Source organism: Falsiroseomonas sp. HC035 (assembly GCF_050563525.1).
Lineage (GTDB): Bacteria > Pseudomonadota > Alphaproteobacteria > Acetobacterales > Acetobacteraceae > Falsiroseomonas.
In genome coordinates this window covers 158,645-182,513 of sequence record NZ_JBNXUN010000010.1, presented here as the reverse complement: position 1 = coordinate 182,513, position 23,869 = coordinate 158,645, and the positions used below count along the sequence as shown (strand labels likewise).

The window sequence follows — 23,869 nt, the reverse complement described above, 5'->3', positions numbered from 1 at the left end:
TGCGAATTCCACGGCATCGTGGGCAGTGATTCCACGGCATCGTGGGCGGCGGTTCCACGGGATGATGGGCACGGATTCCACGGGATCGTGGGCACCCGGCTGAGGGTTGCCTGGGGTGAATTGCCGACAGTCTGAGCCGGCTAAGTGGGCCTCGTCCTGAACGGGGTCTGCCGATGCCTACCGAGAGATTGTCGATGCGCCGGATTCGCGACGTGCTGCGTCTGAAGTTCGAGGCTGGGCTGAGCGACCGCGTCCTGGCGACGGCGGTTGCCATCAGCAAAGGCGCGGTCGCGTCCTATGTGTCGCGGGCGCGGGCGGCGGGGCTGTCCTGGCCGCTGCCGGCTGGGATGGACGATACGGCGCTGGAGCGTCGGCTGTTTCCGGGTCAGCCGGCGCCAGAGGCGGCGCGGCCATTGCCAGACTGGGCGGCGGTGGAGCGTGAATTGCGGCGGCGCGGCGTGACCCGGGCGCTGCTGTGGCAGGAGTACCGTGCGGAACAGCCGGACGGCTTCGGCTATTCCTGGTTCTGCGAGGCTTACGACGCCTGGAAATCCCAGGTCTCACCGACCATGCGGCAGAGCCACGTCGGCGGCGAGAAGGTCTTCGTGGACTTCGCCGGCGACACCATCGGCGTGATCGACCCGGACAGCGGCGAGATCTGGCAGGCCAAGCTGTTCGTGGCCTGCATGGGCGCCTCCAGCCTGGTATTCGCCGAGGCCCGGGCCAGCGAGGGCCTGGCAGAATGGCTGGGCGCGCATGTGAACCTGTTCGCCGCGCTGGGCGGGGTGCCGAAATTCGTGGTCTGCGACAACCTCAAGTCCGCGGTCACCAACCCCGACCGCCATGATCCCGGGCTGAACCGGTCCTACCTGGAGATGGCGACGTACTACGGCACCGCCATCCTGCCGGCGCGGCCGGGCAAGCCGCGGGACAAAGCGAAGGTGGAGCAGTCGGTGCTGCTGGCGGAGCGGTGGATTCTGGCGAGGCTGCGCAACGCCCGGTTCTTCTCGCTGGCCGAGCTCAACGCGGCGATCAGCGCCCTGACGGCCGAATTGAACGCCCGCCTGATGCGCGGCTTTGGGGCCAGCCGGGCGGAGCTTTTCGCCAGCCTGGATGTCCCGGCGCTGCGGCCGCTACGGACGCCGCCCTATGCCTTTGCACGCTGGCGCCGCTGCCGGGTCGGCCCCGACTACCACGTCGAGGCCGATGGCCATTGGTATTCGGTGCCCTACGGCCTGATCCGCCAGCTGCTCGATGTCCGCATCGGCGAGGCGACGCTGGAGGTGTTCCACAAGGGTGAGCGGGTGGCCAGCCATGCCCGGGTGCCGAACCGGCGCGGCCACACCACCATCCCCGAGCACATGCCGAGCGCGCACCGCCGCCACGCCCAGTGGACGCCGGCGCGGCTGCTGGAGGAGGCCGGCAGGATCGGGCCCTCCGCCATGGCGCTGTGCGACGCGGTGATGGCGGCGCGGCCGCATCCCGAACAGGGCTTCCGCACCTGCCTCGGCATCCTGGGCCTGGCGCGGAGCTATGGCGCCGTCCGGCTGGAGGCTGCCTGCGCCCGCGGCGTCAGCATCCGCGCCCGCTCCGTCGGCTCCATCCGTTCGATCCTCCAGAACGGCCTCGACCGGGCCTTCCTGGATGCGGAGCCGGAGCGCCAGCCACCGCCGGCCCACGGCAACATCCGTGGCGGCGGCTATTTCCATTGAACAGCAAAGGAGAACCTATGCTCGCCCATCCCACCCATGAGCGCCTGATCGCGCTCGGCCTTGCCGGCATGGCCCGCGGTTTCGAGGACCAGAGACGATCGCCCGACATCGGCGCGTTGAGCTTCGAGGAACGCCTTGGCCTGCTGGTCGATCGCGAGGCCGCCGAGCGGGAAACCCGGCGCCTGACCACCCGGCTCAAGCATGCCGCGCTGCGCCACAACGCCAGCATCGAGGATGTCGACATGCGCACGCCGCGCGGCCTCGACCGGGCACTGTTCCAGAAGCTGGTGGCCGGCGACTGGATCGACCGGCATGAGGGGCTGCTGGTCACCGGCCCGACCGGCGTCGGCAAGTCCTGGCTGGCCTGCGCGCTGGCCCATAAGGCCTGCCGAGATGGCCGGCGCGTGCTGTACCAGCGGGTTCCCAGGCTATTCGAGGCCCTGGCTATCGCCCGCGGCGACGGCCGCCACAGCCGCGCCCTGAAGGCCCTGGCGAAGGTCGAGCTGCTGGTGCTGGACGACTGGGGCCTGGCGGTGCTGACCCAGGCGGAACGCGAGGATCTGCTGGAGATCCTGGAGGACCGCCATGGCCGCAGTTCCACCATCGTCACCAGCCAGGTGCCGGTGGCCCAGTGGGACGCCGTGATCGGCAATCCGACGCTCGCCGACGCCATCCTCGACCGCCTGATCCACAACGCCCATCGCATCGAGCTCAGGGGAGAAAGCATGCGTCGCACTGCCGCCAGGCGAGCCGCGTTAGCCGAAACGCTTGACGCCAATCGGCCTTCCTGATCCACAAAGCCGTCGGCATGACACCTGCCCACGATGCCGTGGAATTCGTGCCCACGATCGCCTGGAATTGGTGCCCACGATCACTGGAATACGCAATACGGCGGTGGGTTTGCTGGATGGCAAGGGATGGGCGCCATCCCTGCTGCGCGTGCCTTCTGTCACTGCGGCGCCAACCGAGGCACCGGCGCAAATGGCGGCCGAGTAGCCGCTTACCTTATAGAATTGGAGAGCCGCCGGTTAACTGGCGGCTCGCCTTCTATGCAGGCGTACATGGTACGACGAGCGTCAGTACAAGGCCGCGTCACCTGGTCGGGGACGACCCCATCGACCGTTCCATCTGGCTGCACTGCGCCATCATCTGCTGCATGCTGGCGGACTGGCTCGCCCCCGGCTGGGGCTGCTGCCGCATCTGAGCACAGTGGGCCATCATCGCCTGGTGGTCCATTCCAGACATTCCCCGGCCCTGCATGCTGGACATGTTGTGGCCCTGCATGGACGAGGCAGGGGTGCTCGACGCCGCTGTACCCGAAGTACCCTGCTGAGGCGCGCACGCTGCCACGCCAAGGCCGAGCAGGAGCGTCAGAGCCAGTGGTCGCGCCAGGTTTCGTTCCAGCATGTTCGTCTCCTCGTTTGGGGTCGGCCTGCCTGCGGTGTATTCTTCAACAGGCCGGCAGACATTTCCTGGTAACGTCGGCGACGGCAGTGCGGTAGTGCCCGACACACTTTGTCGGATTATTACCGTGTCCGCACCGTCTGGATCATCCGGATCCAGCGCACTGGGCCGGTGCCTCATGCCCCGGCGCCGCGCGCTGTGGCGCGGAAGCCTCGCAGCCGCAGCGCGTTGCTGAGCACGAAGACGCTGGACAGGCCCATGGCCACCGCGGCCAGGATCGGCGAAAGCAGCACGCCAAAAGCCGGAAACAGCACCCCCGCCGCCACTGGAATCAGCGCGGCATTGTAGGCAAAGGCCCAGAACAGGTTCTGGCGGATGTTGCGGATCGTCGCCTGGCTCAGGGCGATGGCATCCGGCACGCCGCGCAGGTCGCCTGACATCAGCACCACATCGGCGCTTTCGATGGCGATGTCCGTGCCGGTGCCGATGGCCAGCCCAACATCCGCGGCGGCCAGTGCCGGCGCATCGTTGATGCCATCGCCGACGAAGGCGACCTTGCGCGTACCGCCCGCCTTCAGCCGCTGCACCACGGCGACCTTGCCGTCGGGCAGCACCTCCGCCTCCACTTCGTCGATGCCGAGCTTGCGGGCAATGGCATCCGCGGTGCGCCGGTTGTCGCCCGTCACCATTGCGATCTTGAGGCCGAGCGCGTGAAGGCCTGCGATCGCGGCCGGCGTTGTCTCCCGGATCGGGTCGGCCACCGCGATGGCGGCGGCGAGGCGGCCGTCGATGGCGGCATAGAGGGGCGTCTTGCCCTCGTCACCCATCCGCGCCGCGACCTCCGCGAAAGAGGATACATCCACGCCGTTGCGGGTCATGAAGCGGTCCGCGCCGACTGTCACCAGCTGTCCCGCCACGGTTGCGGCGATGCCGAAGCCCGCCATTGCCTCGAAGCCCTCCGCCTCGCCAATGGCCAGCCCGCGCGCCTTCGCAGCCTGCACGATCGCTGCCGCGACCGGGTGCTCGGAGCGTGCCTCGGCGGCGGCGACGAGCGCCAGCATCGCATCGGCCTCGAAGCCCGGCGCCACAACGAGATCGGTCAGCTCAGGCCGTCCCCTGGTTAAGGTGCCGGTCTTGTCTAGCGCGACCACGCGCGCCTCGCGCAAGGTCTGCAACGCCTCGCCCCGGCGGAACAGCACACCCATCTCTGCGGCGCGGCCGGTGCCGACCATGATCGAGGTTGGCGTGGCGAGCCCCATCGCGCAGGGACATGCGATGATTAGCACAGCGACGGCATTGACCAGCGCAAAGGTCAGTGCCGGCTCGGGTCCGAAGATCAGCCAAGCGAGGAAGGTCAGCGCGGCTACTGCCATCACGGCCGGCACGAACCACAGGGTCACGCGGTCCACCAAGGCCTGGATCGGCAGCTTCGATCCCTGCGCGGCCTCGACCATCCGCACGATCTGCGCCAGCACCGTATCAGCGCCGACTGCGGTGGCGCGGAAGCGGAAGGCGCCCGTCGTGTTGACGGTGCCGCCCACGACCTGTGCACCGGCGGACTTCTCCACGGGGACCGGTTCGCCCGTCACCATGCTCTCATCCACGTAGGACCGACCATCCAGCACCTCGCCATCCACCGGCACGCGCTCGCCGGGGCGGACCAGCACGGCGTCGCCGGCGCGCAGCTCGGCCAAAGCGACCTCGACCGCCTCGCCGTCGCGCTCGATGCGCGCCGTGCGGGGCTGCAGGCCCATCAGTCGGCGGATCGCCTCGGAGGTGCGGCCCTTGCTGCGGGCCTCCAGGTAACGGCCGAGCAGGATCAGCGTCACGATCACCGCGGCGGCCTCATAATACACTGCCAGTGCCTGTGCCGGCAGCAGCGCCGGCGCGAAGGTGGCAACCACGGAATAGGCCCAGGCGGCGCCGGTGCCGAGTGCCACGAGCGAATTCATGTCAGGCGCGCCACGCAGCAGGTTGGGCCAGCCCACGCGATGGAAGCGCAAGCCCGGTCCCGCCATCACGGCGGTGGCGAGGATGAACTGCACGATCCAGGACGCCTGCGTGCCCACCGTCATCGCGATCCAGTGGTGGAAGGCCGGAACCAGATGCGCGCCCATCTCCAGCACGAAGAGCGGCAGCGTCAGGGCCGCCGCCAGGATCGTCGCGCGGCGCAATCCAGCAATCTCCCGCTCGCGCCGTTCCCGCCCGTCCTCTTCCCGGGCCACGGCTTCCGTCACCCCGGCTGGGCGTGCCGCGTAGCCCGCACGGCGCACCGCCTCGACCAAAGCGTCGGGCGCAAGGCCGGCAAGATGGCGCACCGTCCCCCGCTCGGTCGCCAGATTGACGCTCGCGCCGAGTACGCCCGGCACGGCCATTAGCGCCCGCTCCACCCGGCCGACGCAGGAGGCGCAGGTCATGCCTTCGATGGCCAGTTCCCCGGTCGCTTCGGGCACCGCATAGCCGGCACGGCTAATGGCGGCCGCGGCTGCGGGCAGATCGGGCGCGCCGGCGAAGCGCAGCTCGGCACGCTCCGTCGCCAGGTTGACTGAGGCCCCGGTCACGCCCGGAAGCGCAGCCAGGGCCCGCTCGACGCGGCCAACGCAGGAGGCACAGGTCATCCCTTCGACCGGGAGGCTGAGCATCGTGCCATTTCTTAAGTCGGCCCGCTCCGGACCGCCTATCATGCTCTCTGGCGACATGCGCCTACTCCTCAACTTGGAACAGTCGCCAAGGCAGGTAGGGCCTCCCAAAATGGGAAGGTCAAGAGGGCATGCCAGATTTCTTTCGTGGCACGGCTTGCTTCACCTCAGCCGGGCTGCATGCTCCGCAGCGCCTCGCCGCAGGCCCGTTCGCAGGCGCGGCAGGCCTCGGCGCAGATGCGGCAATGTTCGTGATGTCCCGCGTGTCGCTCGCACTCTTCGGCGCAGGCGCGGCAGGCTGTTTCGCAGGCCGTCAGCATGGCCCGGATCACGGCCTCGTTCGACCCGGTGCGGCGCGAGGCGACGGCTCCGGTCGCGAAGCAGGCATCGGCGCAGTCGAGATCGCTGCGGATACACTGCGCCAGTTGCGCCACCATGTCCTCGCCGAGGCAGGCATCGGCGCAGGCGATGCAGGCTTGACCGCAGTCGTAGCATTGCTCGATGCAACGGATCAGGGCGTCGTTCGTGTTGCCCTTTACCTGCGGGTGGGTGGCGATAATTTGTTGGGCGTGCATGAGGGGTCTCCTGCGTTCGTGGTGGCGGGTCATCCAGGCGCGACCGTGGCTGGCGCTGGCGGCCCGCCGCTGAACCCGGCGGCTCCCCTCGTGGTTCGCGGCCATAATGCGACAAACTATGTCCCGCGGTTGGATGCCTTGACCTTCCCCTTGGGTGAAGCACCATGTCTCCTCGCGGAAGACGAGAGAAAGCACCATGGTCCGGTTCCGCATCCTGAACATGAGCTGCGGCGGCTGCGCGAAGGGCGTGACGGCAACCCTGCGTGAGGCGGCCGCCGAGATGTCGCTTCGCATCGACCTCGATCGGCGAGAGGTCGAGGTGGATGCCGAGGCGAACGATGCCGCACGACTGGGACAGGCCCTAATGGCGGCCGGTTGGAAGGCCGAACTTGTCGCGTCCTGAAGCGGCGAGGCTTGCGCTCAGACCGGCTCGCCGCCGCGGAAGCGCATGAAGCTCATCCTGCCGTTTCCTTCATCAAAGGCAATGATGTCGTACGTGTCAGGCGTCACGCCCGGCATCTCCATTCCCGGCGAGCCGGCGGGCATCGCCGGCGCCGCCAGACCCCGGATGCTGGCCGGCCGTGTCGCCAGCAGGCGCTTCACCGCGGCGGCGGGAACGTGCCCTTCCAGCACGTACCCATCCACCAGGGCGGCGTGGCAGGACAGCAGGTCCGATGGAGTGCGCAGCGTGCGGCGCATCGCGGCGACGGATTGCACAATATTGTCCTCCAACGGGAAGCCTGCGGCCCGCATGTGGTCTACCCAGCCGCCGCAACAGCCGCAGTTAGCATCCCGCCAGACCTGGACCCGCGGCAGCGGCTGCGCCCGCGCCACCGCCGGCGCCACAAGAAGGCCGAATGCCGCAAGGGCTAGGCCGCGCTTCGTTGGAATCATGCCATATCCTCCTTCAATGCCGTGGTTTCGGCAGCACGACCGCGGCCAGCAATCCGCCGCCGGGTCGGTTCGAAAGCTGCAAGGTACCGCCATGCTGCTCGATGGCTTGGCGCGCGATGGTGAGCCCGAGGCCGCTGCCGCCTGTACCGCGGTTACGCGATTCTTCCAGCCGCCGGAACGGCTCGAACACCGCCTCTAGCTCCGCTTCCGGGATACCCGGGCCGTGATCCTGTACCTGCAGGATGAGCCTGTCGCTCCGGTCCTCAAGTTCCACCTGGGCGCCGCCGCCATACTTTGCCGCATTGTCGATGAGGTTGGCGAGGGCGCGCTTCAGCGTCACCGGTCGGCACGTCAGGCGTGCCTGGGGCGGACCGGCATAGGTCGCAGCCGCGCCAGCATCGGTGGCAGCGTCGCACAGCGTCTCCACCATGGCGACGACATCGGCCGGCCGCCGCTCCTCCGTCTCCGCATCGCCACGTAGATAGGCGAGCGTCGCCGACACCATCGCCTCCATCTCGTCGAGGTCTGCATCGATCGCCTGCGCCGCCTCGGCATCGTCCAGGAAGCCGGCGCGCAGCCGCAACCGCGCTATGGGTGTGCGAAGATCGTGGCTGACCGCGGCCAGGGCCTGGGTACGGTCGGCGATGAGGCGGTCAATGCGCCCCTGCATCCGGTTGAAGGCCTGCGCCGCCTGACGGACCTCGCGCGGCCCTTCGTCCGGGATTGGCGCTTGCGGCCCGGCCCCGCCAATCCGATCCGCCGCCTCAGACAGTGCGCGCAGCGGCCGGCCAATCAGCCGGACCACGAACAGCGCGAGGATGAGGATGCCAACCCCCATGGCCGTGGTGGACAGGAGTGTCGCATGTTCAGGCGAGCCCGAGCGCAGCAGCGTCGCTGAGAAGTTGAGCCAGCTTCCATCCGCCAGCGGCAGGGCACCCAGCAGCAGGTGGCGCGCCGGGTCGGCTTGCATCGCGCCCTGCCCAGCATAGCCTAGGCGAAGTCCGGCGAGGTCGGAGGCCGGCACCAGCTCGCCCAACCTGGCCCGGAGCGCTTCGATGCGCGAGCTTGCCTCCTCCACCAGGTTCACGGCCGGTTCTGCCGTCCAATGCAGGTCGAGGCTAGCGGATGACAGGGCATGGGCCGTGCCATCGCGTTCCGCCAGCGGCAGCGCGGCCACGGCCCGCTTGGCAGAAACCAGACGCTCAGCCAGCCCCGATTCCCATGTCGTGCCGAGCAGCGCCTCCGTTCCCGCCTGGTGCAGCCAAAGGCTGCCGACGTGGAAGGTGAGCAGGCCAACCAGTAGGACGAGGACGACGCGCCCGCCGAGCGTCCTGGGAACCAGCCAGCCGAGCCGCGTCACGCGCCGCGCTTTACGGCAGGCACCAGCATATAGCCGGCACCCCGGATGGTTTTGATCACTGCTGGACTCTCGTCCGTCGGCTCCAGTTTCCGGCGCAACCGGCTCACCATAACATCCACCGACCGATCGGTGCCGTTGAAGGCGTGCCGATTTCGAGCAAGGTCGAGCAGCTGGTCGCGGCTCAGCACACGCTGCGGGTGCTCGCAGAAGGCGAGCAAAAGGTCGTATTCGCCGCCCGAGAGGTCCACCGCTACGCCTTCTGGCGAAGCCAACTCACGTCGGCGCGCATCAAGCGACCAGCCACCAAAATTCAGCGTGTCGCCCATAGCGCCCGCCACCGGCTCGCCGGCCGCTCCGCTGGACCGGCGTAGCAGCGCGCGCACCCGCGCCAGCAGTTCCGCGCGGCCGAACGGCTTTGGAATGTAGTCATCCGCGCCCAATTCGAGGCCGAGAACGCGGTCCGCCTCCTCCCCGCGCGCCGTTACCATGATTATCGGCACGCCGGACTTGGTCCGCAGGGCGCGGCACAGGTCGAGGCCCGATTGCCCGGGCAGCATGACGTCGAGGAGGACGAGGTCCACCGGCGCATTGCCCAGCACGTCCCACATCTCCCGTCCGTCGCGCGCACCGGTGACGCGGAAGCCGTTCTGGCGCAGAAACTTGGTGATCAGATTCCGCATCTCCCCGTCGTCCTCGACAACAAGGAGATGTGCCTCGGGCGACAACTGATCGCTCCGCATCTCTGCCTACCTTCCTAAACGCGGCCTCGGCGGCATCAGAAAAGCGACCGGATGCCAATGACGGCGTAGCTGTTGGCGACACGCTCGCCATTGGCGCGCGCCAGGTTCGCCGTCTCGCCCAGCTGCCGCTCCCAACCCACCTGGACATAGGGCGCGATCTGGGGCGTGAATTCATAACGCAGCTGCAGCGACAGCTCCATATCGGTCACCCCTCGTCTGACCTCCAGCTCGCGGTCGTTGCCGGCACTCGCGTTGAGCTCGATGGCGGGCTTGAGGTAGAGCCCTGGCCCGGTATCGTTGAAGACGCTGCGGGCGATGAGCAATTCGGTCGCCAGCTCCAGACGCCCGCTCAGCACGCCTTCCTCGCTGACATAGGCGGTGGCCTCGACCTCGATGAAGTAGGGCGCGATGCCCGAGAAGCCGAAGGCACCGTAGTTCCTGTTGGTCCGAAAGAAGTCGCGGCGCCATCCGACATTGACGTCCCAGAATTCCGAAATCGGCCGGTTATAGAAGAGCTGGATCTCGGCTTTGTCTGTCTGGCCACGGATCTGCTCGCCTTCTGTGCGGAACAGCAGCCGGTGGTCATAAGTGCCAACCCGCGCATCGAGGTCCCAGGAGAAGCGGTCGCCCAACGATGACCCGCCGTAGTCGAAATTGTTGAGGCGAACCACGTAGCCGATGGCGTCGTGGTTGTGGGCGAGCGCAGGTGTTGCCGCCGCGAGGAAAGATCCCGCGACGGCGCCAAGCAGGATAGCCCGCATCAGCCGGCGCTCGCCACGCGGGCCGGCTCGACGATGAAGCGCGTCATCATGCCGGCCTCCATGTGGAACAGGAGGTGGCAGTGCAGCGGCCAGTCACCCACCTCGTCGGCGGTAAGAAGGACCGAGGCTTCGGCACCCGGACGGACGAGTACGACGTGCTTGTAGGGCAGCCGGTCGCCCGCGCCGTTCTCCATCTCCATGAACATCCCGTGCAGGTGCATCGGATGCGCCATCATCGTCTCGTTCAGGAAGCGAATGCGCACCCTGTCGCCCTGGCGGACGCGGATGGCCTCTTCCATGCCGAAGCGGCGATCGTTCAGCGACCAGGAATAGCGCCCCATCTGGCCGGTCAGGCGCAGGACGATGTCCCGCGACGGTTGCGGCGCATTTGGGCGAGCTTGCGTGCTGCGGAGGTCCGCGTAGCGCAGGGCACGCTTGCCTTCGGGCGTGCCGGCCTGTTCCCAGCCCAGCGGATTATTCGGATCGGCCATGGCCGCAGCGCCAGGCATCGCATGTCCCGCATGGGGATTAGCCGCAGCCGGCGCCGGGGCGGCTGTGCCGGTGCCGCTTCCACCCATCGGCATGCCGCCATGATTCATGCCAGCCATCGCCGAGCCGCCTGCCGCGGCGCCACCCATTGCCATGGCACTATGGTCCATGCCGGCCATCGCCCCGCTGCCCATCGCCATGCCGCCATGAGCCATGCCCATATCCGCCATGGTCAACACGGTCCGTGGCCGGCGTGGCGGGATCGGCGCCTCCATCCCCTCGCGCGGCGCCAACGTGGCGCGCGCATAGCCGCTGCGGTCGAGGGGCTCTGACATGATGGTGAAGGCGCGCGCCTCCGTCGGGTTGACCACCACGTCGTAGGTCTCGCCGACGCCGATGCGGAACTCGTCGACCGGCACCGGGATCACCGGCAGTCCATCCGCCGAGATCACCGTCATCCGCAGGTCAGGGATTGCCACGTCGTAGATGGACATGGCGGAGCCGTTGATAAAACGCAGCCGTACCCGCTCGCCCGGCGTGAACAGGAAGGTCTTGTTGTCCTGCGGACCGCGTCCGTTGACCAGAAACTTGTAACCGGTGACATCCGCCAAATCCGTCGGGTCCATCCGCATTTCCCCCCAGGACATGCGCTCGGCCATCGTGGCGCTCCAGCCGTCGCGGCGGACGTCGCGCATGAAGTCCACGAGCGTACGCTGGCCACGGTTGTAGTAGCCTTCGCGGTTTCGGAGATTGCGGAAGATGGCGTCAGGTGCCTCCGGGCTGTGGTCCGAGAGCATTACGACGTAGTCGCGAGTCACCCGCACCGGCTCCGGCCGTGCCGGCTCAATGACGATTGCGCCGTACATGCCCGCCTGCTCCTGCGCCGCGGAATGGCTGTGGTACCAGTAGGTGCCGGCTTGGCGCAGCTGGAAGCGGTAAGTGTAGGTCTGACCGGGCTGGATTGCCTCATAGCCGTTGAAGCCGGGCGCGCCGTCCATGACGCCGGCGAGCAAAAGGCCGTGCCAATGGATGGAGGTCGGCTCGCTCAGGCGGTTGGTGACGCGGATCACCACCTCCTCGCCCTCGCGCCAATGCAGCAGCGGGCCAGGTACCGTCCCGCCGATGGTCAGCGCATTGGTCTGCGCGCCATCAACGGTGATGCGCGTAGCCTCCACCGCCAGATCCTGAACCCGATGCGCATTGGCGAAGCTCTGGCGGCCTGGGAAGGCGGTGACCACGCCCGCCATCCCGGCGGCGGCGGCCAGCTTTAGGGAGTCACGACGGGAAAGCGGGCTGGTCATGTGCGTTCTCCGTCGTTCAGCGCGGCGTCACGACGAGTTCGGCCGCCATGCCGCTCTCGTAGTGGCCGGGAACGTTGCAGGCGATCTCAATGGTGCCGGCGCGCGTGAAGCGCCAGGAGATTTCGCCGGTCTTGCCCGGCTCCACGAGCACCGTGTTGGGCGCAGTGTGGTCCATGCGCGTGCCGTCCGGCATCGTCATCGTCAGGCTGACGACGCGCTCCGGCGTGATCATGCCGTGCTCGAACATGCGTGCCATCTCGGGCCGGTGCGCGGCCGCGACGGCAGCCGGTGCGAAGCTGAACTCATGTACGAACTGGCCGCGGTTCACTGCAACGAAGCGGATCGTCTCGCCGGCGCGAACCTGGACGCGCGGCACGCTGTAAGCGTTTTCCGTCATCTCGATCCGCACCACGCGGCCGGTGCCGCGCGCGGCCGGCTGGCCGAGCAACTGGGCGTTGTTGCCATGGCCTTCCGGTGCGGCGAGCGCAGGGGCGGGAACGAGAATCGCCGGCGTCACGGTGGCGGCCGCCAGCAACGTCAGGGCAGCCAGATGGGACAGCTTGATCACAGGTCTCTCCTGGAATGGTTGGACAGGGGGCGGGCGGAACAACCCCTCGGCATGGAGGATGCATTGCCAACATGTATGGGACACGTCCCGATCATGACAAAGCATTGCTGACCAGGACGTCTGGAGGATGGTCAGCGGACCGAATTGGACAGCCGCTGGAGGTTCCAGAGTGCCGCATTATGGCCCCCACCCATGTCGGGCATCGTGTGAGGCGCGGCGGCGGTCGCGGCCTCGTCGCACTCGCTGCTGGCGTTCTCCCCGCTTCCGACAATGCGTGGATTGACGCAGCTGACGACAGGCCTCGGTGTGGCGGAGGTATCGTATTCGATTTCGATGTTTTGCCCGCTGCCGGTCACGCGCCGAACCGGCAGAGAGGTCACCGGCGAAGCGCGGTCGGAGTAGATCATGACGGGCAGCCGTCCGAGATACATTGGCTCCAGGGAGACCACTGGCCGGCCATCGGCGCGCGCGAAGCTGGGCAGTGCGGCGATGCCGACCGCGATGGCCACGGCAAATGCGGTGCGGAATAAGGGGGACATGTAAAGATCTCCTGGAAATGCCCGCACCCCTTTGGGGCGGTACACCGGGAGGATGGCAACCGCATATGACGAGCGTCTTGCGCGACCAAAACAAAGTATGTGGACCGGGTCACTATCCGACAGAACGTTCATGATGCGACGCACGAGCAGGCCGGGAGGGCATCGCTGATCTGCTGACCTTACCTTCTCCGATGGGTAGCAGGGCGTCTCCCCGTTGTGGCGGGGCCGCGCCCTACTCGCGGCTCAGGCCGCTCCCGGAGCCCCGCTGCGCCGGTCTCCGCCCTCCAGGTAACGGCCGCTGACGCGGAACGCTGGCCGCGGACGCGGCCCACCGCGGGGCACCACGGGGCGCCGCCCCCAGGTTCCCCTCGGCATGCGACCTACGGCGCGGCAGGGCCGCTCCCTCGCAGGGCGCTGCGCACCCCGCTCCCTCGCAACCCGGCCGCGCCCTGCCGCATGCCACCCCTCCTTCCCCGGTCTCGCCGACGGGCAAGGAAGCAGCGCGGCTGCTTCCCGCTGCGCGAAGCAGAGAGAAAGGGCTCAGACACCATGTCGTTCATCAACACCCGTCATGCCTTCCGTCCAAACGGCGTCACCGCGCTCTCTGACGAGGACATCCGCCGCCTCGCCCCATCCGCCTTCGCGGCGGAGGCGCATGACAGCCGCAGCCATCGCTACGCCTATATCCCGACCGCCGAGGTCATCGCCGGCATGCGGGAGAACGGGTTCCTGCCGATGTCGGCGACCCAGGCCCGCACCCGCGACGCCGGCCGCATCGGGCACACCAAGCACATGCTGCGCTTTCGGCACGCCGGCGCCGCGCCGGCCGAGCGGCGTGTGGGCGACACCTTTCCTGAGATTGTGCTGCTGAACGCGCACGATGGCACCAGTGCCTATCGCGTGATGTCCGGCGTGTTCCGCCTCATCTGCCTCAACGGGATGGTGGTGGCTGACCGGCAGGGGGCCGAGGTCCGGGTGCCGCACAAGGGCGACGTGGTTCACCAGGTGATCGAAGGATCCTATGCGGTGCTTGACGATGCGCGACGCGCGCTGGATGCGGCGGAGGCCTGGCAGGGCGTGACGCTGTCCCGGGACGAGCAGCGGGTCCTTGGCGAGGCCGCACGGACGCTGCGGTTCGGCGACGCCGAGGGCCACACCGACACGCCCGTTACACCGGAGCAGATGCTGGCGCCGCGGCGTGCGGCGGATGCCGGCAACGACCTGTGGCGCGTGTTCAACCGTGTGCAGGAGAATGCCATCCGGGGCGGGCTGACGGCTTGGATACGCGATGCGCAGAACCGGCCGCGCCGGGTCACGTCGCGGGAGGTTACCGGCATCGATGGCGACGTGAGGCTCAACCGCGCACTTTGGCAAATTACAGAGAGGATGGCCGAGCTGAAGGGCGGCTGACTTCATCGGGCGGGGCTCGGCAAAGTAGACCCTGCGTAAGGATCGTGTCCGAGCGCCCTCCAATCAGACGGTACGGCCGAGGCGTTAGCGTCCTCGCCGTGCCCTGTAGCCGAACGCCGCCACCTGCCAAACGACAGCACCGGGCGTGGTGGCGCCGGGGACCAGCCAAACGGGATCCTGCCGCTTCGAGACAAAGGCTCACAGAAAAACGAACTCCTCAACAGCGACCTTGGCCGGTCAGGCCAGTATCAGTGCCAGGATTCAGGAGCTTGCCGTGGTGCTCATTATCGGCAGTTAAGGTAGCCGCCGTAGCCAATGCGCAGCGCCTCTCCGACCTCAAAAACTAGGTCCGCATCGCGACGCCCCGCTGTGCTGCCTTCCGCCGCAACGAAAGGCATGATTGACATCCGCACCGGGCTGGCCGTGAGCAACAGGCGTTCGGGCGTCTCCGTAGCGCCACTGGCGGGTTCCGCCTCCAATCGCACAAGATGTCCGTTCAGCTTCACCACGCCGCCGAGCGGCTGTCCCTCCGGCTGCGCCGCCACGGCCAGGACAGGCCGACCGGCGCTGGTGTAGCGGAACTCGCAGCGCGGCCCCATACCGATCACCGCACGGATTTCGGCGTCGTTCAGCGTGCTGGGATCAAGCGTTGCGACGACCGCGTTGGCAAGCGCCTCCGCTGCGGGGGTAATGCGGGTGATCTCCTCCGCCCGCGCATGCTGGACAAGGTCGTCCGGCGCATCACTCCCGTCACAGCCAGCCAGCAGCGCCAGGACAACGACAAACGGCAGCGATGCAGCGAAAGAGAGATTCCGGCCAACCATCAGTCTCGCCTCGCGAGGTCGCGAATCAGGTACTTCATTTCTGCAATCTCCCGCTCCTGCGCTTCGATAATTTCATCCGCAAGCTTGCGCACGCGCGGGTCAGAGATCTGCGCGCGCGAGCTGGTTAGGATTGCAATCGAGTGGTGTGGGATCATTGCCCGCATATAGTCCTGGTCGTTTACCGTCGCCTGACCGCGCACAAGCCAGAGGGACAGCGCGAAGACAGCGGTGGAGCCACCTAAGATGGCGAGGTTGAATGCTCGGTTCTGGTACATGCCCAGCATCCAGCCGAGCATGATGACAGACATCGTCGCTCCCATTAGAAGCGCCATCCAAGCGCGTGTTTCGCTCCAGAATACCTGCTCCCAGGCGTAGGTATTGAGGTACATCAGCCCGTACATTACGACCGTCGAGGTTGCGATCATCGCAGCGAAGCGCCAGTACGACATGCCCATCTTCCCGCTCTTATCCGCCATCACTGCGCTTGGCTCCCGCCAAGCGATGCATAGCGCTCGGGCGTCATGGCCGGCAGTTCCTTGACGAAGGCGGCAATGCGCCAGATCGTCTCGTCGTCATGCGTCGGTCCGAAGGCGGGCATCCCCGACATCTTCACGCCGTGCCGGACGAGCCAGAACACTTCCGACAGCTCCCAGTCCGCCGCAGCCTCCATCAGGTGTGGCGGCCTTGGACGCATTCCGCTTGCCCACTCCGCCTGCTCGACGCCCGGTCCGGCGTGACAGTGCTGGCACATCGCCTTGTAAGCGGCGGCACCCGCCGTAGGCGTCAGTCCGTCCGGCGGCACGAAGGTGGCAGCGCGGCGCTCGACGGAATGGTGGAAGGTTGTGTCAAAGGCCCAGCGCGTGACGGCGGCGTGCTCCTCTGTCGCCGCGACGTTGTAAGCTCCAGTATAAACGATGATCAGCCCTGTTGCCCCGAGTACGACCAGAACTCCAGCCGCGCCGGCAATCAAGCCAAGGACGATGCTACTCCGCCTTTCGTTCATGCGCTCCCTGCTCCCTGTCGCCCGTGCCCCCGCATCGGCAGAGGCAGAACTGGCGAAAGGACGTTCGGTTGCGAGTTTTACGCCCTGCCCGCCGAGGGTCAGGCGTTGCGCCCTCCAACTGGGAAGGAGGGGGGCTACAAGCCATTGAGATAGAAGAACTTAGTGTGCCATGCCTTCTCAGTACCGCGCGCGGCGCAATGCTTTGTCAAATTATGACGGGGCTCAATGGCTCGACTTTCGCGTTTTGAACGAGAGACGGTCCTTGACTCTCCCACAAAGGGAATCACCACCTCCCTGCAGCCGGAGAGGAGGCCGGACGCGATGGTGACAATCTCAGTTTCGAATATGACTTGCGGCGGCTGCGCCAAGGGCGTCCTCGCCACCCTGCAGGAGGCAGTGCCTGGTGTGGAGGCAAAGGTGGATCCCCAGCTACGGGAAGTGCAGGTCGCCGCCGCCGAGGACGCCGCGCGGCTTATTGCGGCATTGCGTGCCGATGGCTGGGACGCGGTCGCCAAATAGTGCAGCCGTCTCCGACGCGACGCTAAGTGGCGGAGAAGCAATGGCACCCGGCGGGTGCAGGACGGCAGAACATAAAGATGTCGTTGCGCCGGTCGCGCAGACAGCTTGGCCAGAACTAGCTTGGGAGGGCTCCATGAACGAGCACGGCCATGATCAGCCGCGGCACCAGAATCGCCCACATGCCGGGCGCGAACGGCAATCGCTGGATAACCAATTCCATGATCATCGGGAGCGCCATACTGATCTTGGGCCCGACGATGCCGGCGACACAGTCATCGACCTCGTCTGCGGAATGCAGGTCGACCCGCAAGTTACGCCTCACCACGCCAAGCACGCCGAGCAGACCTTCCATTTTTGCTCAAGTGGCTGCCGATCGAAGTTCATCGCAGACCCAACCCGCTACCTTGGTGGGCCAGGCGCCCCAAAGCTCAAGGCCGACGCCGTGGCGCCGGGCACCATCTACACCTGCCCAATGCACCCGCAGGTGCGCCAGATCGGCCCCGGAAGCTGCCCGATCTGCGGCATGGCGCTGGAACCCGAGATGGTGACCGCCGAGGTGGGGCCGAACCCCGAACTGGTGGATTTCACCCGGCGCTTCTGGATCGGTCTCGTGCTCACCCTGCCGGTGTTCGCCTTGGAAATGGGCGGCCACCTGCTTGGCCTCGACCACCTGATCGAACGGTCCACCTCGAACTGGGTGCAACTGCTGTTCGCGACGCCCGTGGTGCTCTGGGCCGGCTGGCCCTTCTTCCAGCGCGGCTGGTTCTCGGTGGTGAAGCGCAGCCTCAACATGTTCACCCTGATCGCGCTGGGCACCGGCGTGGCCTGGGTGTTCAGCGTGGTCGCCACCGTCGCGCCCGGCATCTTTCCGCCCGCCTTCCGCGGGCCGGACGGTTCGGTCGCTGTCTATTTCGAGGCGGCGGCGGTGATCGTGGTGCTGGTGCTGCTCGGCCAGGTGCTGGAACTGCGCGCGCGCGAGCGCACCGGTGGCGCCATCCGTGCCCTGCTGAACCTCGCACCCGACATTGCGCGGCGCATCCGCGACGACGGGACCGAGGAGGAGGTGCCGCTCTCGGCCATCGCCGTCGGCGAGCGGCTGCGCGTTCGCCCCGGCGACAAGGTGCCGCTCGACGGCGAGGTGCTGGAGGGCGCCAGCAACCTTGATGAGAGTATGGTCACCGGCGAGGCCGTTCCGGTGCGCAAGGAGGCGGGCGCGCGGGTGATCGGCGGAACCTTGAATGGCCAGGGCGCCTTCGTCATGCGCGCCGACCGCGTGGGCCAGGACACGGTGCTGTCGCGCATCGTGCAGATGGTGGCGCAGGCGCAGCGCAGCCAGGCGCCGATCCAGCGCATGGCGGATCGTGTGGCGGGCTGGTTCGTGCCGGTGGTGGTTGCGGTCGCGGCCATCGCCTTTATCGCCTGGCTGGTCTGGGGGCCAGATCCGCGCGCGGCCTACGCCATCGTCGCCGCGGTCACTGTTCTGATCATCGCCTGCCCCTGCGCGCTCGGCCTGGCCACGCCGATGTCCATCATGGTCGGCGTCGGCCGTGGCGCCGGGGCGGGCGTGCTGATCAAGAATGCCGCCGCGCTGGAGCGGCTGGAAGGCATCGACACGCTGGTGGTGGACAAGACCGGCACCCTCACCCAGGGCCGGCCCGAGGTGGTGGCGGTGGTGCCCGCGCCCGGCTTCGCGCCCGAATGGGGGGAGGAGGAATTGCTGCGCCTCGCTGCCGGGCTCGAGCGCCCGAGCCAGCACCCGCTTGCCGAGGCGGTGGTCCGGGCGGCGGAAGAACGCGGCCTCGTGGTCCCGGCCGTCGAGGACTTCGACGCACCGGCGGGGCGCGGCGTGACCGGCCGCGTCGAGGGAAGGCGCGTCGCGGTGGGCAATGCGCGGCTGATGGCCGAGCAGGGCGTGGACAGCGCGCCCATCGCCGCCGAGGCGGAGCGCCGGCGCGCCGAGGGCGCCACGGCCTTCTTCGTGGCTGTGGACGGCCAAGCCGCCGGCATCGTCGCGGTGGCCGACCCGGTGAAGGAGACGACGCCCGCGGCCCTCGCCGGCCTCAAGGATGCGGGCATCCGCGTGGTGATGCTGACCGGCGACAACCGCACGACGGCCGAGGCGGTGGCCAGGCGCCTCGGCATCACCGAGGTCGAGGCGGAAGTGCTGCCGGAGGACAAGCAGCGCATTGTCGAGCGCCTGCGCGCGGAGGGTCGCCGGGTGGCGATGGCCGGCGACGGGGTGAACGATGCCCCCGCCCTGGCCGCCGCCGAGGTCGGCATCGCCATGGGCACCGGCACCGACGTGGCGATCGAAAGCGCGGGTGTCACGCTGCTGGGTGGCGACCTCACCGGCATCCTGCGCGCAAGGCTGCTGTCGCGAGCCGTGATGCGCAACATCCGACAGAACTTGTTCTTTGCTTTCGCCTACAATGCGGCCGGTGTGCCAGTCGCGGCGGGCGTACTCTATCCGGTCTTCGGCATCCTGCTCTCGCCGGTGATCGCCGCAGCGGCGATGGCGTTGTCCTCGGTGAGCGTGGTCGGCAATGCCCTGCGGCTGCGGAGCGCGCGTATTGGGTAATGCGCGCGCGGGCCGCGTCAGCCGCGGCAAGCATCGACGATGCGCTTCACCTGCATCGGGTGCCACGCACGTCCGCCAGCAGGCGCCGGCACGCCACGCGCGGTGAGCGCTGCGGCGAGCGCGCGCAGCGTCGTCGCGCCGGCGCGCCGTGCCGCCTCGACATAGGGCAGTACGTCGACAGCACGGGCGCGCGAGACCTGCTGCTTCACCGCCGCTGCCGCGCGCGCCTGGTCGGGCGTGCCGGCGCGCAGGCGCGGATTGCCGAGCACCATGCCCCGCGCCTTCGCCATGGCAAGCGCCGCGCGCGTGCGCTGGCTGATCAGCCCGGCCTCGAGTTCGGCGACGGCGGCCATCTGCGTCACCAGGAACTTGCCGACCGGTCCGGGCGGCACGGTGGGGAGGTCGCAGAACACCACGCCCCCTTCCCCGCTTCCCTCGACGACGCCGAGCAGGAAGCGCGCGTTACGCGCCAGGCGGTCGAGCTTGGCGATTAGCAGCGTCGCGCGTTGCGCGCGGCAGGCGGCAAGTGCTGCGGCGAGCTGCGGCCGTTCGGCACGCTTGCCGCTCTCGACCTCCTGGAACGCGGCCACGACCGCGCCGCCGGCCGTGGCGACATGGCGCGCCACCGCCTCGCGCTGAGCCTCGAGGCCGAGGCCGGAGCGGCCCTGCCGTTCGGTGCTGACCCGGTAGTAGGCGACGAAGCGCACCGGCCCGCTTGGGGTGGCGGCGAGGCTCTGGACCGTATTCCTAGGATCGGAGGGCATGCTGAGGTGGTTCTACCCCCTGCCCTGGCGGCTTGTCACGGATCCAAACGAGCGTTTGACGGTCCGTGACAGACTGCGGGCGGGGTACCCCACCGTTCAATCATCGGAACTATGAGCGTGACGCCCGATCTTACTGGGCGTCGCACGAGCCGCCGGATTGGGGCGCCTCAAGCGTGCAACGGTGGAGTAGCAACCATCTCTGGTATCTCGAGATCAGGCTCAGACAGCTCGGTTCCGACGCTATTCCAGCCTGAAGGATTGAGATGAACTGAGACCGCCACCGGCCCTCGGCGATTAAACCTCAGTCGAAAATATACCTGATGTCCGACTTCAATTTCGTCGACTTCCGCTTCCTCGAACGCAGAGCGATGCGAAAATATACGCTGCGGGTAAGTGCCGCTTCGCAACATGAAGTGAGAATGCCTCACAGAATCCACAATGCCGCTATAGACGGGCAGACCTTTTGTTAATACCGAATCCGCCTTGGGTGCAAACCGTCGGAACTCCTTTGGTGCACGTCTTTCGATCTCATCGAAAACGGCCTCTGCCCTCTCAGGAAAACCGGTAGCAAATAAAAACTGTCCGAGCGTGAACCTCTCTTCAAAATTCGCGTCGTTCACCTGAAAGCTCGACCCCAGATGGTGCGATATGGCCTTCCTATCCCATTCAGCTGGATCAGCGCTGGAAAGCAGATGCATAGACATCTCAAAATGGGCTAGTTTATCCTCTGGATTACGGGACAGAGCTTCCTCTAGTACGGATCGAGCCGCATCGGGTCGCCCTGCACTTGTGTGGATCTTACTAATCCGGATCGCCGTGCCCGATCCGCGCGGCATCTTCTTCCATGCACGCTCCAGTGCACGCAAGGCCTTGGTTTTGTCTTTCATCAAGCTCCAGAGCCGTGCCTCTGTTTCGACCATCTCCGGATCTTGAGGAAACTGCTGCTGAGCCCTGGTCAGTGATCTCTCAGTATCCTGGAGTTTGTCAGCAAAAAACCTATCGTCGGTAACACGCTCCTGATCACTCAAGTTCTCGATAAGGTCCGCGATCTCATCAACGGCCAGCTTACACCTCGAAGATATGCAAAACCGGTCCTGCTTGGGCATCTCTTCAAGGAACCGTCGAGCTTGTCGGCGAAGCTGATCCCTCAGGACAGGCGAAGCCTCGGCATTCGCCCTTCGGCGAGCCACTTCCGCCTGGGTATGGATAAAAGATGAATTTTTCGAGTCCATAGCAGCTGCCTCGGCTGCTAGACGTTCTGCATCCCTCAGATCGCCGTGCTCGTGGTTCATTTCGAAAATAGCCCACTGCTGGCGAAGATACGCATGGTTTGGTGCGACAGAGGTCGCGGTGCCGAAGACATCCCTAGCCCCGTCTGGCGCTTGAAACTGCCTTGCCAGTACCCGCCCCTTGCAAATTCCCTCCAGTGTACGTCGGTCGCTTGAATACCCTACATCGAATCCTTGAATGAGCCGTACAAATTGCGCTGCTTTGGCCTCATCGTCGCCGCATACCTGTATAAAGATCATGGAAGCAATGCTTGGATGTCTTGTGCGGTAGAAATAGTCGTCGTACCGATCCTCGGCGACGATGATCATGTCTTTTAGCGGGACCATAAACTCTTTTTGGTAGTCTTTGAACCTGATGCCAGACACGCGGGATATCGTACCGGCCCGTACAGATACCGCGAACTGGTGCATGGTGGCGATGTCAAGATAAAGGCGTCTTGCCTTCTCTGGAACGCGCTCATACTCATCGAGCACAATCTTCTCGAATGGATAGCCCCGAGTCAGTTCATGGAGGGCGACAAGGAGTTGGCGATCGGCCCGCTCCTCGTCCATAAAGGCAGCGACCTGATCGGACCGCGTTTTACCCGTCAGATCTCCCAGACAATTGTGACGCTCCAGTAGATCCAAAAGATCTCCGACTTCGCGTGACGACAACATACCAACGCGAAGAAAAACTGGTGCCAAGATCGATTCCAGTGAGAGGCAGTAGGTTGTCCAGTCCGCTTCACGCTCTGCTCCGATCAAGACTAGCGGGACGCGCCGCGCTTTCATCGCCTTTAGCAAGAGGGCCAATTTCTCGACGTGAAGGGCCACCTGATCAACAAAAAGATAGATCGGCCGATGTGTCAGCTCAAAGATTTCGGAGAAAACGTCAGGGCGAAGTTGCCCGCTTTCTTCCAGCCATAAGGCAACGACGTTGTTAGCGGTCGCCGCATCGAAAGCTGCCCGCTTAAGCGCGATCGTCTTACCAGCACCTGCCGGACCTCTTAGTAGAAACAACAGAGGCTCCGTCGGATCCGCATGCTCCAGCAAAGCTTTGAAGAGAAGATCATCAGTGACCTTCCGTCTTGCGTCCATGCGATTTATGATGCCACCCCAACCAGTGTCGTAGCCCGAGTAGAAATGCTCTGCGGTCTGGTCCTTGAAGGCCATTGTGGCATGTACGAGAGTTAGGTCCTTCGCAAGTGATGTACGAAGGCCATCGGTCTCCTGAGACGTTTGGGTGGTGTAGTGGGCGCGCAAAGGGAAGTTTACTGTCTCCGCTGAAGGAGCAACGAAACGCAGCAGCTTAGGTATCGCTTCATCTAGCGCTTGCATAAAGTCACCGAAGCGGCATTTGATGACCTCGATGTTTTTGCTGTTCCAAAGCTTAGTATCCTCTTCTTCCGCGCCGGGGTCGACGATGTACCAGCGAGGTCGGGCGCTTGCTTCAAGTTTGTAGATCAGACTGCGGATATGACTATCAGCTAGACCATATCCGATGAATATAATCGGACACTCGTGCGCCAAATATGAGAGCCGACTGAATAGATGTTTCCGGTTCAGTCCGTATTCATCGTACTGTTCCCATGACAGGACCAATGGGATGTCTTTATCAAGCCGATGACGAAGGCAGCCATGCAGCTTCAGATACTCAACGGGGTTGACGACCTCGCCCTTCCGGGCGTCGATCGGTTCATCATCCTTGACGAAAGGAACAAGAACCTGGCGCCGCCGCCGAGTGTCGTCGTAGGCACCCTCAAGAAAGAGGTCGTAGTTTGTGCTGGCGATCGCGCGCCAATTGAAGTCGGTGACCATCCGATGCGCATCGGAAGGCGCAAACCCTTCGAAAGCAGCGTTTACGGCATCAAAGACCAAGCTTCGGCCCGCGCCTGTGTTGATCGCGAGTTCGGCGACTGACATTACAGGGCGGGTCGGCATTGGCTTCCCGAAGAATTTCTGTGCTATAAGATCACGAAGTTGGTTGCTGTCGGGCGGCGTGTTTCCAGCCGCGTCCCGGCATTCCTTTGATGCTCCCGCGCCTAGGAAGAGGATTGCCCTTCCATTCTTGACAGCGTCTATCAGCAAGAAAGGAATTGCTACCTTCTTTGAGGTCTTTCTTGGCGGGTTAGCCATCGGTTCTGCCCTGATCGGTCTTAGGGATCGTAGGCGCTTGGCGCGGAGCCGGAAAGCGGTCGTTATCGCGATGCGTCCCGCACCTTTCCAGCGGCTCCCCCTCTGCGTTTATTCGGTCCTGGGCCACGTTCGCGCTTAAATCTGAGGAGGCCGCGTCAGCGAGCCGATGGCCCCGGCGGGGCCACCGCAGCCGGCTGCTCCTTGAATGCGGGGGAGGCGGCGGCCTCCCACTCTGAGCCGCATCGCGCCTGCCCCTCAAGGAACGTGGAGAGGTTGGAATTGTGTTTAGCTGACGCAAGCTGAGCGTATGGAGCGCGTGCAGACGCCCGTCGCCAGATGGTGTTGCGTCGTCACCTGGTTGCTGCCGAGCTTCGTCAATCGTCCT

General features: G+C 66.0%; 21 protein-coding genes. 6 read left to right on the top strand and 15 right to left on the bottom strand.

Features of this window, described 5'->3' with window-relative positions; genetic code table 11:
* Nucleotides 1–173: 173 nt before the first annotated feature.
* Both istA and istB read left to right on the top strand, forming a co-directional pair.
* The gene (gene istA / locus ACLF3G_RS20490) at nucleotides 174–1,712 is read left to right on the top strand and encodes an IS21 family transposase (protein WP_430671198.1); all 1,539 of its coding nucleotides are present in this window, start codon (nucleotides 174–176) and stop codon (nucleotides 1,710–1,712) included.
* A gap of 17 nt (nucleotides 1,713–1,729) precedes the next feature.
* Complete coding sequence (gene istB, locus ACLF3G_RS20485) at nucleotides 1,730–2,503, top strand: IS21-like element helper ATPase IstB (RefSeq protein WP_430671197.1); 774 nt, start codon at nucleotides 1,730–1,732, stop codon at nucleotides 2,501–2,503.
* 789 nt (nucleotides 2,504–3,292) lie between these two features.
* On the opposite strand, the gene ACLF3G_RS20480 is transcribed toward istB, so the two are convergent.
* Nucleotides 3,293–5,734, bottom strand: a complete 2,442-nt coding sequence (locus ACLF3G_RS20480) for a heavy metal translocating P-type ATPase (protein ID WP_430671264.1) — start codon at nucleotides 5,732–5,734, stop codon at nucleotides 3,293–3,295.
* A gap of 188 nt (nucleotides 5,735–5,922) precedes the next feature.
* Nucleotides 5,923–6,330, bottom strand: coding sequence for a four-helix bundle copper-binding protein (locus tag ACLF3G_RS20475; protein ID WP_430671259.1), 408 nt, complete (start codon nucleotides 6,328–6,330; stop codon nucleotides 5,923–5,925).
* Between the two features lie 196 nt (nucleotides 6,331–6,526).
* On the opposite strand from ACLF3G_RS20475, the gene ACLF3G_RS20470 reads away from it, so the two are divergent.
* The gene (locus ACLF3G_RS20470) at nucleotides 6,527–6,733 is read left to right on the top strand and encodes a heavy-metal-associated domain-containing protein (RefSeq protein WP_304812798.1); all 207 of its coding nucleotides are present in this window, start codon (nucleotides 6,527–6,529) and stop codon (nucleotides 6,731–6,733) included.
* A gap of 17 nt (nucleotides 6,734–6,750) precedes the next feature.
* On the opposite strand, the gene ACLF3G_RS20465 is transcribed toward ACLF3G_RS20470, so the two are convergent.
* The 7 genes from ACLF3G_RS20465 to ACLF3G_RS20435 form a co-directional block, all read right to left on the bottom strand.
* On the bottom strand, nucleotides 6,751–7,083 hold the full coding sequence (locus tag ACLF3G_RS20465; protein WP_430671258.1) for a DUF411 domain-containing protein: 333 nt from the start codon (nucleotides 7,081–7,083) through the stop codon (nucleotides 6,751–6,753).
* 154 nt (nucleotides 7,084–7,237) lie between these two features.
* Complete coding sequence (locus ACLF3G_RS20460; RefSeq protein WP_430671257.1) at nucleotides 7,238–8,584, bottom strand: ATP-binding protein; 1,347 nt, start codon at nucleotides 8,582–8,584, stop codon at nucleotides 7,238–7,240.
* The gene (locus ACLF3G_RS20455) at nucleotides 8,581–9,324 is read right to left on the bottom strand and encodes a response regulator transcription factor (protein WP_430671256.1); all 744 of its coding nucleotides are present in this window, start codon (nucleotides 9,322–9,324) and stop codon (nucleotides 8,581–8,583) included. The genes ACLF3G_RS20460 and ACLF3G_RS20455 overlap by 4 nt, the downstream gene beginning before the upstream one ends.
* A gap of 35 nt (nucleotides 9,325–9,359) precedes the next feature.
* Entirely contained in the window at nucleotides 9,360–10,085 is a 726-nt protein-coding gene (locus tag ACLF3G_RS20450; protein ID WP_430671255.1) for a copper resistance protein B, read from the bottom strand.
* On the bottom strand, nucleotides 10,085–11,875 hold the full coding sequence (locus tag ACLF3G_RS20445; RefSeq protein WP_430671254.1) for a copper resistance system multicopper oxidase: 1,791 nt from the start codon (nucleotides 11,873–11,875) through the stop codon (nucleotides 10,085–10,087). The genes ACLF3G_RS20450 and ACLF3G_RS20445 overlap by 1 nt, the downstream gene beginning before the upstream one ends.
* 16 nt (nucleotides 11,876–11,891) lie before the next feature.
* Complete coding sequence (locus tag ACLF3G_RS20440; protein WP_430671253.1) at nucleotides 11,892–12,485, bottom strand: cupredoxin domain-containing protein; 594 nt, start codon at nucleotides 12,483–12,485, stop codon at nucleotides 11,892–11,894.
* An 89-nt stretch (nucleotides 12,486–12,574) separates the two neighbouring features.
* On the bottom strand, nucleotides 12,575–12,952 hold the full coding sequence (locus ACLF3G_RS20435) for a hypothetical protein (protein WP_430671252.1): 378 nt from the start codon (nucleotides 12,950–12,952) through the stop codon (nucleotides 12,575–12,577).
* Nucleotides 12,953–13,531: 579 nt separating this feature from the next.
* Between ACLF3G_RS20435 and ACLF3G_RS20430 the strand changes: the two genes are divergently transcribed.
* On the top strand, nucleotides 13,532–14,392 hold the full coding sequence (locus ACLF3G_RS20430; RefSeq protein WP_430671251.1) for a DUF932 domain-containing protein: 861 nt from the start codon (nucleotides 13,532–13,534) through the stop codon (nucleotides 14,390–14,392).
* 284 nt (nucleotides 14,393–14,676) lie between these two features.
* Here the strand turns inward: ACLF3G_RS20430 and ACLF3G_RS20425 are convergent, their stop codons facing one another.
* From ACLF3G_RS20425 to ACLF3G_RS20415, 3 genes are read right to left on the bottom strand one after another with little or no spacing between them, the layout of a single operon-like run.
* Nucleotides 14,677–15,216: a DUF6692 family protein gene (locus ACLF3G_RS20425; protein ID WP_430671250.1), complete on the bottom strand. Its 540-nt coding sequence runs from the start codon at nucleotides 15,214–15,216 to the stop codon at nucleotides 14,677–14,679.
* Nucleotides 15,216–15,692, bottom strand: coding sequence for a DUF305 domain-containing protein (locus tag ACLF3G_RS20420; RefSeq protein WP_430671249.1), 477 nt, complete (start codon nucleotides 15,690–15,692; stop codon nucleotides 15,216–15,218). The genes ACLF3G_RS20425 and ACLF3G_RS20420 overlap by 1 nt, the downstream gene beginning before the upstream one ends.
* Nucleotides 15,692–16,219: a c-type cytochrome gene (locus tag ACLF3G_RS20415; RefSeq protein WP_430671248.1), complete on the bottom strand. Its 528-nt coding sequence runs from the start codon at nucleotides 16,217–16,219 to the stop codon at nucleotides 15,692–15,694. The genes ACLF3G_RS20420 and ACLF3G_RS20415 overlap by 1 nt, the downstream gene beginning before the upstream one ends.
* A 321-nt stretch (nucleotides 16,220–16,540) precedes the next feature.
* Here ACLF3G_RS20415 and ACLF3G_RS20410 point away from each other — a divergent pair, with 321 nt between their 5' ends.
* A complete protein-coding gene (locus ACLF3G_RS20410; RefSeq protein ID WP_304812771.1) occupies nucleotides 16,541–16,738 on the top strand; it encodes a heavy-metal-associated domain-containing protein in 198 nt (65 codons plus the stop codon).
* Between the two features lie 115 nt (nucleotides 16,739–16,853).
* On the opposite strand, the gene ACLF3G_RS20405 is transcribed toward ACLF3G_RS20410, so the two are convergent.
* Nucleotides 16,854–17,090 (bottom strand): hypothetical protein, encoded by a 237-nt coding sequence (locus ACLF3G_RS20405; protein ID WP_304812911.1) that lies wholly within the window; start codon nucleotides 17,088–17,090, stop codon nucleotides 16,854–16,856.
* Between ACLF3G_RS20405 and ACLF3G_RS20400 the strand changes: the two genes are divergently transcribed.
* Nucleotides 17,031–19,316, top strand: coding sequence for a heavy metal translocating P-type ATPase (locus ACLF3G_RS20400; RefSeq protein ID WP_430671247.1), 2,286 nt, complete (start codon nucleotides 17,031–17,033; stop codon nucleotides 19,314–19,316). The two genes, ACLF3G_RS20405 and ACLF3G_RS20400, sit on opposite strands and share 60 nt — an antisense overlap.
* A 17-nt stretch (nucleotides 19,317–19,333) precedes the next feature.
* On the opposite strand, the gene ACLF3G_RS20395 is transcribed toward ACLF3G_RS20400, so the two are convergent.
* Together ACLF3G_RS20395 and ACLF3G_RS20390 are read right to left on the bottom strand one after the other, a co-directional pair.
* Nucleotides 19,334–20,080: a recombinase family protein gene (locus ACLF3G_RS20395; protein WP_430671246.1), complete on the bottom strand. Its 747-nt coding sequence runs from the start codon at nucleotides 20,078–20,080 to the stop codon at nucleotides 19,334–19,336.
* A 167-nt stretch (nucleotides 20,081–20,247) separates the two neighbouring features.
* Entirely contained in the window at nucleotides 20,248–23,271 is a 3,024-nt protein-coding gene (locus tag ACLF3G_RS20390) for an SIR2 family protein (RefSeq protein WP_430671245.1), read from the bottom strand.
* Nucleotides 23,272–23,869 lie beyond the last annotated feature (598 nt).

Excerpts from the sequence above, each read along its gene's own strand:
- istA (WP_430671198.1), top strand. The coding sequence starts at position 174 with ATGCCTACCGAGAGATTGTCGATGCGCCGGATTCGCGACGTGCTGCGT.
- istB (WP_430671197.1), top strand. The coding sequence starts at position 1,730 with ATGCTCGCCCATCCCACCCATGAGCGCCTGATCGCGCTCGGCCTTGCC.
- ACLF3G_RS20480 (WP_430671264.1), bottom strand. The coding sequence starts at position 5,734 with ATGACCTGTGCCTCCTGCGTTGGCCGCGTCGAGCGGGCCCTGGCTGCG.
- ACLF3G_RS20475 (WP_430671259.1), bottom strand. The coding sequence starts at position 6,330 with ATGCACGCCCAACAAATTATCGCCACCCACCCGCAGGTAAAGGGCAAC.
- ACLF3G_RS20470 (WP_304812798.1), top strand. The coding sequence starts at position 6,527 with ATGGTCCGGTTCCGCATCCTGAACATGAGCTGCGGCGGCTGCGCGAAG.
- ACLF3G_RS20465 (WP_430671258.1), bottom strand. The coding sequence starts at position 7,083 with ATGCGGGCCGCAGGCTTCCCGTTGGAGGACAATATTGTGCAATCCGTC.
- ACLF3G_RS20455 (WP_430671256.1), bottom strand. The coding sequence starts at position 9,324 with ATGCGGAGCGATCAGTTGTCGCCCGAGGCACATCTCCTTGTTGTCGAG.
- ACLF3G_RS20450 (WP_430671255.1), bottom strand. The coding sequence starts at position 10,085 with ATGCGGGCTATCCTGCTTGGCGCCGTCGCGGGATCTTTCCTCGCGGCG.
- ACLF3G_RS20445 (WP_430671254.1), bottom strand. The coding sequence starts at position 11,875 with ATGACCAGCCCGCTTTCCCGTCGTGACTCCCTAAAGCTGGCCGCCGCC.
- ACLF3G_RS20430 (WP_430671251.1), top strand. The coding sequence starts at position 13,532 with ATGTCGTTCATCAACACCCGTCATGCCTTCCGTCCAAACGGCGTCACC.
- ACLF3G_RS20425 (WP_430671250.1), bottom strand. The coding sequence starts at position 15,216 with ATGGTTGGCCGGAATCTCTCTTTCGCTGCATCGCTGCCGTTTGTCGTT.
- ACLF3G_RS20420 (WP_430671249.1), bottom strand. The coding sequence starts at position 15,692 with ATGGCGGATAAGAGCGGGAAGATGGGCATGTCGTACTGGCGCTTCGCT.
- ACLF3G_RS20415 (WP_430671248.1), bottom strand. The coding sequence starts at position 16,219 with ATGAACGAAAGGCGGAGTAGCATCGTCCTTGGCTTGATTGCCGGCGCG.
- ACLF3G_RS20410 (WP_304812771.1), top strand. The coding sequence starts at position 16,541 with ATGGTGACAATCTCAGTTTCGAATATGACTTGCGGCGGCTGCGCCAAG.
- ACLF3G_RS20400 (WP_430671247.1), top strand. The coding sequence starts at position 17,031 with ATGCAGGTCGACCCGCAAGTTACGCCTCACCACGCCAAGCACGCCGAG.
- ACLF3G_RS20405 (WP_304812911.1), bottom strand. The coding sequence starts at position 17,090 with ATGGAAGGTCTGCTCGGCGTGCTTGGCGTGGTGAGGCGTAACTTGCGG.
- ACLF3G_RS20395 (WP_430671246.1), bottom strand. The coding sequence starts at position 20,080 with ATGCCCTCCGATCCTAGGAATACGGTCCAGAGCCTCGCCGCCACCCCA.
- ACLF3G_RS20390 (WP_430671245.1), bottom strand. The coding sequence starts at position 23,271 with ATGTCAGTCGCCGAACTCGCGATCAACACAGGCGCGGGCCGAAGCTTG.